The sequence below is a fragment of the Pseudomonas migulae genome (assembly GCF_024169315.1).
Lineage (GTDB): Bacteria > Pseudomonadota > Gammaproteobacteria > Pseudomonadales > Pseudomonadaceae > Aquipseudomonas > Aquipseudomonas migulae_B.
In genome coordinates this window covers 2,160,255-2,172,422 of record NZ_JALJWR010000001.1, presented here as the reverse complement: position 1 = coordinate 2,172,422, position 12,168 = coordinate 2,160,255, and the positions used below count along the sequence as shown (strand labels likewise).

Annotated in this window: 7 protein-coding genes; 5 read left to right on the top strand and 2 right to left on the bottom strand. The window is 56.5% G+C overall.

All coding sequences use genetic code 11. The annotated features are described in order from the left end of the window. Nucleotides 1-126: 126 nt before the first annotated feature. Genes trhO through J2Y86_RS09910 form a run of 3 tightly spaced genes read left to right on the top strand, consistent with a single transcriptional unit; the run spans nucleotide 127 to nucleotide 3,520 of the window. On the top strand, nucleotides 127-1,068 hold the full coding sequence (trhO, locus tag J2Y86_RS09920) for an oxygen-dependent tRNA uridine(34) hydroxylase TrhO (RefSeq protein WP_214377599.1): 942 nt from the start codon (nucleotides 127-129) through the stop codon (nucleotides 1,066-1,068). 39 nt (nucleotides 1,069-1,107) lie between these two features. After that, entirely contained in the window at nucleotides 1,108-1,710 is a 603-nt protein-coding gene (locus tag J2Y86_RS09915) for a DsbA family protein (RefSeq protein WP_253440196.1), read from the top strand. Next, nucleotides 1,703-3,520, top strand: coding sequence for an ABC transporter ATP-binding protein (locus tag J2Y86_RS09910; protein ID WP_253430354.1), 1,818 nt, complete (start codon nucleotides 1,703-1,705; stop codon nucleotides 3,518-3,520). The genes J2Y86_RS09915 and J2Y86_RS09910 overlap by 8 nt, the downstream gene beginning before the upstream one ends. A 14-nt stretch (nucleotides 3,521-3,534) precedes the next feature. Here J2Y86_RS09910 and J2Y86_RS09905 read toward each other — a convergent pair whose 3' ends face one another. Further along, nucleotides 3,535-8,166 carry a deaminase domain-containing protein gene (locus J2Y86_RS09905; RefSeq protein ID WP_253430351.1) on the bottom strand — a complete coding sequence of 1,544 codons (4,632 nt, stop codon included), beginning with the start codon at nucleotides 8,164-8,166 and terminating at the stop codon, nucleotides 3,535-3,537. A 293-nt stretch (nucleotides 8,167-8,459) separates the two neighbouring features. Here J2Y86_RS09905 and J2Y86_RS09900 point away from each other — a divergent pair, with 293 nt between their 5' ends. After that, nucleotides 8,460-10,919 (top strand): EAL domain-containing protein, encoded by a 2,460-nt coding sequence (locus J2Y86_RS09900; protein ID WP_253430348.1) that lies wholly within the window; start codon nucleotides 8,460-8,462, stop codon nucleotides 10,917-10,919. A gap of 45 nt (nucleotides 10,920-10,964) precedes the next feature. Beyond that, entirely contained in the window at nucleotides 10,965-11,762 is a 798-nt protein-coding gene (locus J2Y86_RS09895) for a TenA family transcriptional regulator (RefSeq protein WP_253430344.1), read from the top strand. 79 nt (nucleotides 11,763-11,841) lie between these two features. On the opposite strand, the gene sugE is transcribed toward J2Y86_RS09895, so the two are convergent. Continuing rightward, on the bottom strand, nucleotides 11,842-12,156 hold the full coding sequence (sugE, locus tag J2Y86_RS09890; protein WP_010456757.1) for a quaternary ammonium compound efflux SMR transporter SugE: 315 nt from the start codon (nucleotides 12,154-12,156) through the stop codon (nucleotides 11,842-11,844). Nucleotides 12,157-12,168 lie beyond the last annotated feature (12 nt).

Genomic DNA, 12,168 nt, shown 5'->3' with positions numbered 1-12,168 from the left:
AGCCTTTAGATCGCAGTCCTAAAACCACACCATTTTTGCTAGAATCCGCAACGCGCCGCTCACCCGGCGCGTTTTTTTTTGAATCCGGTTCACCCCTTACGAGGGTAGCCACCTGGAGAATCACCCATGACACAACAGATTGTCGTGGCGGCACTGTATAAGTTCGTCACCCTGGAAAACTACGTCGACCTGCGCGAGCCACTGCTGCAGGCGATGGTCGACAACGGCATCAAAGGCACCTTGCTGATCGCCGAAGAAGGCATCAACGGCACCGTGTCCGGCAGCCGCGAAGGCATCGACGGTCTGATGGCGTGGCTCAAGAACGACCCGCGCATGGACGACATCGACCACAAAGAGTCGTACTGCGACGAGCAGCCGTTCTACCGCACCAAAGTCAAACTCAAGAAAGAAATCGTCACCCTCGGCGTCGAAGGCGTGGACCCGAACAAAAAGGTCGGCACCTACGTTGATCCAGAGAACTGGAACGCGCTGATCAGCGATCCGGAAGTACTGCTGATCGACACGCGCAACGACTACGAAGTCTCGATCGGCACCTTCGAAGGCGCCATCGATCCGAAGACCACCAGTTTTCGTGAATTCCCCGATTACATCAAAGCCCATTTCGACCCGGCCGTGCACAAGAAAGTCGCGATGTTCTGCACCGGTGGCATTCGTTGCGAAAAGGCCTCGAGCTACATGCTCAGCCAGGGCTTCGACGAGGTCTATCACCTCAAGGGCGGCATTCTGAAGTACCTCGAAGAGGTGCCGCAGGAAGAAACCAAATGGCAGGGCGACTGCTTCGTGTTCGATAACCGCGTGACCGTTCGTCATGACCTCAGTGAAGGCGACTACGATCAGTGCCACGCCTGCCGTACGCCGGTGAGTGTCGAAGACCGCGCGTCCGAGCACTATGTGGCCGGCATCAGCTGCCCGCATTGCTGGGATAAGCTGAGCGAGAAGACCCGTCGCAGTGCCATCGATCGGCAGAAGCAGATCGAACTGGCCAAGGCACGCAACATGCCTCACCCGATCGGCTACAACTACAAGCAAACCCCTTCCGAGGCTTGAACCATGTCTGCTCGCCGCCTGCTCTATGTGATGGACCCGATGTGTTCCTGGTGCTGGGGCTTTGCGCCGGTGGCCAATGCGCTGGTCGAACAGGCGCAGGCGGCGGGGGTGGAAGTGCATCTGGTAGTGGGCGGCTTGCGCACCGGCAGTGGTTCGGCGCTGGAGCCAACCACCCGGCGCTACATTCTTGAACATTGGCAGGCGGTCACCGAGGCCACGGGCCAGCCGTTCAAGACCGAAGGCGCGCTGCCCGATGGCTTTGTCTACGACACCGAACCCGCTTGCCGGGCGTTGGTGACGGCGCGCAGCCTGGCGCCGGATTGCGCGTGGAAGTTGCTTGGTCTGATCCAGCATGCGTTTTACGCAGAAGGTCGCGATGTCACCCACGCCAGTGTGCTGGTGGAACTGGCGGAGCAGGCCGGTTTGCCGCGCATCGAGTTCGCGGCGGCGTTCGACCGCGCCGATCAACATGCCGCGACAGCGGCCGATTTCACGTGGGTGCAGGACCTCGGCATCGCCGGTTTCCCCACCTTGCTGGCGGAGCGTGATGGTCAATTGGCGTTGTTGACCAATGGCTATCAGCCCCTGAGCGTCCTGTCACCCCTGCTCGGCCGCTGGCTGGAGCGCGCTGCCTGTGCATGACCAGCCTGACGACGCCGCAACCGCTACACGTGTCGACCGTCTGAGCTGGGCGGAAATCCGTCGCCTGGCCTTGCATCACAAGAAAGCCCTGTGGATCGCCAACGGCGTGGCCGTGCTGGCAACGTTGTGCAGCGTGCCGATTCCCTTGCTCTTGCCGTTGCTGGTGGACGAAGTGCTGCTGGGGCATGGCGACTCTGCGCTGAAGATCATGAACCACGCGCTGCCCGAAAGTTGGCAGAAAGCGGCGGGCTATATCGGCCTGATGCTGCTGGTGACCTTGTTGCTTCGCTGTGGCGCCTTGCTGTTCAACGTGGTGCAGGCAAAGTTGTTTGCGGCCCTGGCCAAAGACATTGTGTATCGCATTCGCACGCGCCTGATCGAACGCCTCAAGCGCATCTCGCTGGGCGAATACGAAAGCCTGGGCAGCGGCACGGTGACCACGCACCTGGTCACTGACCTGGATACCGTGGACAAATTCGTCGGCGAAACCCTCAGCCGTTTCCTCGTGGCCATGCTGACGCTGGTCGGTACGGCGAGCATTCTGATCTGGATGCACTGGAAGCTGGCGCTGCTGATCATGCTGTTCAACCCGCTGGTGATCTACGCCACGGTGCTGCTGGGCAAGCGGGTCAAGCACCTGAAGAAACTCGAGAACGACAGCACCTCACGCTTCACTCAAGCGTTAACCGAAACCCTCGACTCCATTCAGGAAGTACGCGCCGGTAACCGACAAGGGTTTTTCCTCGGTCGCCTCGGGCAACGCGCCCGGGAAGTACGCGATTACGCGGTGAATTCCCAATGGAAAACCGATGCCTCGAACCGTGCCAGCGGCTTGCTGTTCCAGTTCGGCATCGATATTTTCCGCGCCGCCGCCATGCTCACCGTGCTGTTCTCCGACCTGTCCATCGGCCAGATGCTCGCGGTGTTCAGCTACCTGTGGTTCATGATCGGTCCGGTGGAGCAACTGCTGAACCTGCAATACGCCTATTACGCCGCCGGTGGCGCGCTGTCGCGGATCAACGAGTTGCTGGCGAGGGCCGATGAGCCGGAATATCCGGGCGGCGTCGATCCGTTCAACGGTCGCGAAACCGTGGGCATTGAAGTTCAGGGATTGAGTTTCGGTTACGGCGACGAGCTGGTGTTGAATCAGATGAACCTGTCGATCGCTCCCGGTGAAAAGGTTGCGATTGTCGGTGCCAGCGGCGGTGGCAAAAGTACCTTGGTGCAATTGCTGCTGGGCCTGTACACACCCCTGGCAGGGACGATCCGCTTCGGCGGGTCGACCCAGCAGGAAATCGGTCTGGAAACGGTTCGTGAAAATGTCGCCGTGGTTCTGCAACATCCGGCGCTGTTCAACGACACCATCCGTGCCAACCTGACGATGGGCCGTGAGCGCAGCGACGAAGCCTGCTGGCAAGCGCTGGAAATTGCCCAGCTGCACCAGACCGTTCGAGAACTGCCCAACGGCCTGGACAGTATCGTCGGGCGCTCCGGCGTGCGGCTATCCGGTGGTCAGCGCCAACGCCTGGCGATTGCGCGGATGGTGCTGGCCGAACCGAAAGTGGTGATCCTCGACGAGGCCACCTCGGCACTGGATGCCGCCACCGAATACAACCTGCACCAGGCGTTGGCGCGGTTTTTGAGCCACCGCACCACGCTGATCATTGCGCATCGGTTGTCGGCGGTGAAGCAGGCCGACCGGGTGCTGGTGTTCGATGGCGGGCAGATTGCCGAGGATGGCGACCATCAGCAACTGATTGCCGAGGGTGGTCTGTACGCCAAGCTGTACGGGCATTTGCAGCAGCACTGATCAATGCCGCGTTGCTACTTCCAGATCACGTCCAGGGCCTCAGGCCCACCGTCATAACCAAACTGCTTCATGACAATTGCACACGAGTCGCACGGTGCCATGGTGGTGGCAATCGTGATCGATTCAAGATCGGTCGGGTCCGGGTACTTGCTGCGTATGACGCCGATCAATTTGCTTTCGGTGTCCAACGAAGTAGGGCGCGCGGTCAACACCGGCGTGTAGGTTTCTATATTGTCGATCGTGTGGGGAATTGCCCGTAGTTTGCCGGAGTGGGAGACGCTCAGTGAGGTTTCCGGAAACGGGACGCCATGATCGATGTTGAAGTAACTCGTATCGCCGACTTTCACCTCGCCGGTCGGTCTGTCTCTGGAAAATAACGGCAGATAATCGGTGTCACCCTGCCTGCCGGAAACACTGACATACACCTCACGCACTCCTTTGTTCGTCTTGATCTCGGCGAACGCGATATTTCTGGGCGTGTGTAACGGTTTTCTCAGGATGTTGCTGATGCGTTCCTGCAAGTCCTGCATCGCGCGATCGATTCTTAACGCCTTGGGCCCACCCTGTACCGATGATTCCAGGGTGACGACAGTTCTGCGAAACAAGGTATTGAGGACATCAGCTGTCGTCTCGCGAACACTTTGTGGTGCGGTCCTGGACGATGACCAGGTCGCCGCACCGTCGGCGGAATGCCTGACGATCATTCGGGTGGAGTGATCAAACAGAACCGCTTCGCCGGGGCTGGTATCCACCTTCAACAGTTTGAGCGTTGCGGGAGGATTGGCATGGCCGCCGATGGGGACGGCAATTTTCTCCATGGCCTGCAAGGCACGCTCGACGCGGCTGACGCCATGAATCCTGGCCATGTTGTTGGCATTCAGGGACCCGGTGTACACCGTCATCAATTCGGATTTCAGATCGGGGGGGAGTGTGTCGGCTTTCTTGAACGTCAGGAGGTCGTGAACGCTCTGTCCTTTCAGGCGTTCGGCCACGTAAAAGTCCCCGGCATTCAGCCGCATGAAAATGTAATGTTTTGAGCCATCGATCGCTTCGCTGAGGGTGGCGCCTACGCGAAAGGTATCGACAAACTCTTGTCCTGGTACATCGATGCTGACCAGGACTCGGCCATAAATGCCTTTTTGAAATTCCATCGTGGCCGGGAGTGTCGAGTGTGCGGCGACCGAAGTTACCAGCATCGGCGTCCTGTTAGTTGCTGGGGTGTAAATGCTGTCTCCGAACCAGGGGGCCCAGCCTTTGCTGTCGTCGTAACTACCGATGTCTGGGGTGGGAGCGGGGGCGCGAAGGACATAGCTTGTTTGACACCGCGCTGGGCCGGGCGCGCGACGTACACGGCAAGGGATTGCCTTGAATACGTCATCAACTTCTATCAAGTCCGCGCGGCATAGTCTGTCGTTCTTCAATCGATAAGGAACATCGTCGACAAACAGCGTTGTCCGGCCATCGACTTCAAGTACTTCGCGCACGCGAGCGTTTTCAGCGAGCTCGACAGTGACGTGGTGGGTGTTTTTTTCCAGCGTGCTGTAATGAGACCGTCCTAATGAAAGACCACTTGATTGAGCATGTACTGAGGGGCCATAGGGTTTGGACGATAGCGGGTCAAGCAGGCGGAAATCGGATGTACCAGTGGTCGACAGGTTGCGTACCGGTACGTCGTCAACACCCTTGACGCTGGCTAACTGATCGCCGGCCACCCATGGTTTCCAGCGACCCGCATCGCCAAGCTGAGGCAGGCTGCGCACGTACTCGAAGTAACGGACGTTGCTCAATTGTTTTGCGAGTCTAAACGTCGTTCCTATCCCCTTCAGGATGTGTCCCAACCCTTTAAGCAGGGAATACACGGCATCGATCGGGTTAAGGGCTTGAAGCGTCGAGATCACAAGGTTTTTCGTAAGTGATGCCAACGACTGTTGAGTTGCGCGCAGAGTCAGTCGACCGGAAACGCTGACAAGTCTTGCCGAGCCCGCGGCAAACTTGCCCATCGGGAGTCCGAATGCAAGCACATCGAAAAACAGACCGATGACTCCCATTTGTATTCGGCTTCTGTCGCCTGACGTTACGTCCTCGATGCTGTTCCAGAACGGCACGAAAATTTTTGCGATCCTGAATATTTTTTTACGTTTAGCTTCTTCAAGCTCAAACCGGGTTTGTCCGTAGCCGATGCTACGCAGATCTTCCGGAGCCACGAACAGCAGTTGAGTTGCAATGTGATTGCTGATCTTCGCTGAGCGGCAGGACGTTAATGTCTTGGGGACGCTTTGCGCAGTCACTGTGTCATCGCAAATGCCACTCAGAACAGGCCCCAGCTGTTCGACGATCGCAGAGCAGCGAGCATTGTTTTTTGGCGCGCCGCCGTTTGAATGAGCCTCCCAGTCAAAGGGCAAATTCTTTTCGCCCCACATATGCACATCAGTACCGTCAAGAAGGGTGCCTTTGGGAATAACCCTGCCTCCTAACAGTTCAGCATCGAATGTGTCGAGACGGCGAATCATGCCCGCCCTGGGCAGTAGCTCGTGAAAGACGGTTTCAGTGTTATGTGTCGTTTGCAGGATCAAGCCATTGCGGGCTCTCAGCGCCAGAATTGATGCAGGGGTCTCTTCCTGTGCGGGTGTGTAGGGGGCACTCTTTCTCAGGCTGTAGACCCTGACTTCGCCGAACTCCAGGGCTTGACGCTCGGAAAATGGAAGTGAGGCCAGCAGGGATCTGATCAAGGTTTCATAGGCTGACGTGATTGTTTTCAGGTAGCGATTGAAGTCGTTGTTGAACAGCGCTTCGACATCGGGCAACTTTTTGAACGGTGATAAAACCAGCGGAATACTGTCAGGCATCGGTTTTGGTAAAGGCCAGGCCCCTTCGGTCTTTATCGTTCTATTTTCATCTATTCGAATCCATCGCTTGCTGATGGATTCACCGTCGTCTTGAGTCACCAGCCATTTTTTCTGATCATCGAACTTGCCCGATGCCAGTACATCGACGAACGAGTAATACTTGAACTCCTTACCCTTGAGCACCGGTGTGTCACGAAAACCGATCGATCCCAGTTCATCAAACCTGGCCAGCTTTCGACCGTCGGAAAGGAAGGCGTCCTTTCCAAAGAGCTTTTTCATTTCCGCTTCGGCAATGGACAGCCGCTTGGGCGGCGCTTCATTGATGCGCTTCATTGCCTCATTCAGGTCAGTCGTGTGTTTATCCAGTTCGGATAACGCCAGATCAATGTCTTCAACGGTGTAATCTTTATTGTTTTTCTGGGGAATGATCCCCTGGGTGACAGCCCAGTCCAGAGTCGGAAGCAACCTCGCCAATCCGATGAGTTTCAACTCATCTGGCGTTGCCCCGGTAGCTCGCAGCATTGGTAAATTGAGCAACTGCTCAAAGGTCAATCTGTCCAGCGAGACGGGATCACTCGCCTTGATGATATTCACGCCATTCAGGAAATTGACCCAGACAATCGAGCTTCGGTAGGCAAGATCGACCGGGATATCGGCGACACGGAACTCGGTCGGAAATCGAGGCAGAAACAACCGTGCAATGACTATTGCTTCTTTTTCCGAGGACGCCCGTTTTGAAGTCAGCAGATGGGCTTCAAACTCAGTCCGAATCGCCGCATAACTCTTCCCCCAGTTTGAACGGGCCTGCAAGTTGTAACCTGCAATGAAGGCTGGGTTATCATTGGTTATCGCCGATAGCCAATACTGCAGCGCATTGGCGATCAACTTTGTCTGGATGTAAGGCGAAGTCTCCTCACCGGTTTTACCTCCATACCAGTCCATCGTTGTCAGCAGGGTGTTTCCCAACTTCGCCGCAGCAGCACTGTGCAGGATTCTTTCAAGATAAACGGTCGGCGTAGCGCGAACTTGTTCAGTCGTCGCCGTTGAAAGAATGTCCTTGGCGAGATAAGTCAGGGGTGATGTGCCGTTCTCAGGCACTAACTGATTGACCACTTCGATTATTTCGGCGCGGACCTGGTCGGTATGCAGTTGCTGCGAGTCGAGTTGTGTATCGGGGAAGGTCGTTGCCACTTCTTTTTCTGTAAGGTTTCTTCTCAGATCGAGGGCTTCAAAATCTTCCTCTAGCTTCAAGCGGTGACTGGCGATTTTTTCTTGCAGGACGTTAATTGCGTCATTTTCTTTCTGCGCGTTCCTGGGCCACGACGCAATGCCGTAAAACCAGCACATCCCGTCAAAGCTGATTTGACGGTTGGAGTTCAGCTTTCCTCCCAATAAGTTAGCTGTGCGTTCGATTCGGGGTATTAGTGCTTCCCATTTTGCGTGTCCTGTCAGTTCCACATTGGCTCTGTAACCTGTGGTGGTCCAGGTGTTGTAGACATACTTCCCGTCTTTAAGCGCGACGTACAATTCTCCCTGTACCCATTGATGCTTTGTGCACATGTCGATGTAGTCCCTGTCGCGTAGCACCTGCCATAGCGCTTTGTACCCGTCTTCGCTCACCCTTGTGAGTGGTGAAGAAGGTCGCAGCGGTAATTCTGGCCAAACGAAATTGTCAGGTGTGTCACGAACAGTGGATAGCAGTAGTTCATAGTCTTCGAGCTGGCCTGTATGTAACTCAGCCTCGAAAGAGGGCGCGGGTGTTGATGCGCTCACGGTTTCGGTTGAAGTCATGGTTTGCATGAGATTTTTCTCTTGGTTGTCGGTTTATCTACGCATCGCTCAAAGAGCGATGGAGGCGTGAACCGATTTCAAGCGAAAAACAGAGAGCGAGGGCGGTACATTTATATTGCGCAGAGCGTTTTTCGCAGGGCGGTTTGTTGCTCTGGCCACTGGCTGCGCACGGAAAAACCGCCCTTTTTGCAGACTTGTTCGCACGAAAGGCCTTCTTGCTTGCCGGGAGCCTGAACGCACCCTAGTCTAGCTGTAGCGATCACGTTGGATGCTGATCTGGCAGTGCTATAACAAGGGACCTCATGAATCAGACGCGGACTCTCGGAACGCCACGGTTGTTGGGCATTGTCTGGCCATTTATCGCCGTCGTGCTGTTTCAGGCCTTGCTGGGCGGCGTCAGCCTTTATGTACTTTCAGCGGTGCGCGGCTATGTTGCCGGTGAAAGCCTCTGGTCCAAGGGCCAGAAAGACGCCATCTATTACCTCAATCTTTACGCCGACAGTCACGACGAGACGATATTCAACAAATACCTGAACGCGATTGCCGTGCCTCAAGGGGGCCATGAGTTGCGTGTGGCGCTGGACCATCAGCCGCCGAATATCGAAGCCGCGCGCGTGGCGATCCTCAAGGGCGGCAACCACCCGGATGACATCACCAGTGTGATCTGGCTGTACCTGAATTTCCGGCACTTCAGTTACCACGAGAAAGCCATCGATCTCTGGAGGGTGGGCGATGCGTATCTGGTGGAACTCGATGGCATTGCGCGGGAGATGCATCAGCGCATCACCACCGGCCAGGCCACCGATGCCGATATCAAGCGCTGGAAGGATCAGATATTCGTCATCAACGAAAGTGTGACACCGGCGGCGAAGGCCTTCAGCGATGCCTTGGGCGAGGGCTCGCGGATGATCCTGCGGCTGTTGCTGGTGATCAACCTCGCCACGGCCCTGGGTTTGATCATCCTGGCCCTGATGCGCACGCACAAACTGCTCAAGCAGCGCCATGCGTTCGCGGACGCGCTGCAGTTGGAAAAAGAACGCGCGCAAATCACCCTGCAATCGATTGGCGATGGTGTGATCACCACCCATGTCGATGGCACGATTGCCTACATGAACCCGGCCGCCGAGGCGTTGACGCACTGGAAGGCCGAGCAGGCGACAGGTTTGCCCCTGGCCGCGCTGTTCAATCTGCTGGACGAGAACGCCCAGGCCGATGGCTTCACGCTGATCGAACACATCCTCAGCGGTCAGCTCAGCGGCGGTAGCGAACATTCCAAACTGATCCAGCGGCTGGATGGCAGCACGGTTTCAGTCACACTGGTCGGCGCGCCGATCCACAATGCCGGCAAGGTCAGCGGCACCGTGCTGGTGCTGCACGACATGACACAGGAGCGGCAATACATTGCCAATCTGTCCTGGCAGGCGACCCATGATGCCTTGACCGGGCTCGCCAATCGCCGGGAGTTCGAGTATCGCCTCGAGCAGGCGCTACACAACCTGACACGACAGCCGGCGCGCCATGCGTTGATGTTCCTCGATCTGGATCAATTCAAACTGGTCAACGATACCTGCGGCCACGCAGCGGGTGACGAGTTGTTGCGGCATATCTGTGCGTTGTTGCAATCGGGTTTGCGCGAAGGCGATACGCTGGCGCGGCTGGGCGGCGACGAATTTGGCATCCTGCTGGAGAACTGTGCCCCGGAAGCCGCGGAGAAAATCGCCGAGGGGCTGCGCCAGACCGTACAGAACCTGCATTTTGTCTGGAAAGGTCGCCCGTTCGTGACCACCGTGAGTATCGGGCTGGTTCATGTCGCGCAGACCCCGACCACGCTCGAAGCGTCGCTGCGCGCGGCCGACATGGCTTGCTACATGGCGAAGGAAAAGGGCCGCAACCGGGTTCAGGTCTATCACGCCGATGATTCGGAACTGTCTCTGCGTTTCGGCGAAATGGCCTGGGTACAGCGTTTGCACATGGCGCTGGAAGAAGACCGCTTCTGTTTGTACGCGCAGGAAATCGCGGCCCTGGGTCATGTCGAGCAGGGTGGCGGACATATCGAAATTCTATTGCGCCTGCATGACGAAGCCGGCCGGATGATATTGCCTGACAGTTTTATTCCGGCCGCCGAACGTTATGGCCTGATGACTTCTCTTGATCGCTGGGTTGTAGAGAATGTATTCAAAGTTATTGCCCAGTGCATGGCCGAACAGCGCAAAGGACCATTGGCGATGTGTGCGATTAATCTGTCAGGCACAACTATCGGAGATGAGGCGTTTCTGGACTTTCTGCGTGAACAGTTCGTTACATACTCCATACCGCCTGAAATGATTTGTTTTGAAATCACTGAAACCAGCGCCATTTCCAATCTTGGAAGTGCAATTCGATTTATTAATGAACTCAAAGGCTTAGGTTGTCACTTCTCACTTGATGATTTTTGCGCCGGTATGTCCTCATTCGCTTACTTGAAACATTTGCCTGTAGACTTCCTGAAGATCGACGGGAGTTTCGTAAAGGATATGCTGGACGACCCGATTAACCGCGCCATGGTCGAAGTGATCAATCACATCGGTCATGTCATGGGTAAACGCACGATTGCCGAGTTTGTCGAGTCACCCCAGATCGAGCAGGCATTGCTGGAGATCGGGGTGGATTACGCTCAAGGGTATGTCATTGAACGCCCGCATTTGTTTACCTGCGATAGTTTGCAAAGTCGTCCTGCCAGGCCTCAGCCCTTGTTGTTCAAGGCACCTGGCACGTTCCGTTGAAATCTCCTGCTGATCCTTACAATCACAATCAAAAGGAATCCGACAGTGATCGAGACATTCAACCGAACCGGCCCTCTCATGGACGCTGCAAGTTATCCCGTCTGGGCTCAGCAACTAATCCTGGACTGCAGCAAGAGTAAACGCCGGGTTGTCGAACACGAATTGTATAAGCGCATGCGTGATAACAAACTCAGCGCAAGGACCATGCGTCACTACCTTATCGGTGGCTGGCCGGTGGTCGAACAGTTCGCGTTGTACATGGCACAAAACCTGACCAAGACCCGTTTTGCCCGCCATCCCGGCGAGGACATGGCGCGACGCTGGTTGATGCGCAACATTCGTGTGGAATTGAACCATGCCGATTACTGGGTGCACTGGAGCCGTGCTCACGGTGTCAGCCTGGAGGATCTGCAGGCGCAACAGGTGGCCCCTGAGCTTCACGCCTTGAGCCATTGGTGCTGGCACACCAGTTCGGCGGATTCGTTGATCGTTGCCATTGCCGCCACCAATTACGCCATTGAAGGCGCGACCGGCGAATGGTCGGCGCTGGTCTGTTCCAGTGGTGTCTACGCGGCAGCGTTCCCCGAGGAAGACCGCAAACGGGCCATGAAGTGGCTGAAGATGCATGCCCAGTACGACGACGCCCATCCATGGGAAGCGCTGGAAATCATCTGCACGCTGGCGGGGATGAACCCGAGCAAGGCCCTGCAAGCGGAATTGCGTCAAGCCGTCTGCAAGAGCTACGACTACATGTTCCTGTTCCTGGAACGCTGCATGCAGCTTGAATATGTGGAGAAAGCTCCGGTGGTGGCGCGTGAGCGCATGGCGCTGGCTGAAAGCTGATCCGTTGTTCATGCCATGAAAAAGCCCGCTCCCCCGGTATCGCCAAGGGAGCGGGCTTTTTTGTAGGGGCGGATAATGATCAGGCGCTGACTTTCAGTCCAATCAACCCGGCAATGATCAAAGCCACACTGGCGAGCCTGAACAGCGCCATGGATTCACCAAACAGGATGATCCCGGCGATGACCGTGCCGACGGCGCCCACACCTGTCCAGATCGCATAGGCGGTGCCCAGCGGCAGCTCCTTCATGGCGAGGCCGAGCAGACCAAGGCTGATGGCCATGGCGGCGACGGTCAGTGCGGTGGGGAGAGGGCGGCTGAAACCATCGGTGTATTTCAGGCCGACAGCCCAGCCTACTTCGAACAGGCCGGCGAAAAACAGAATGATCCAGGACATGAAAGACCTCCA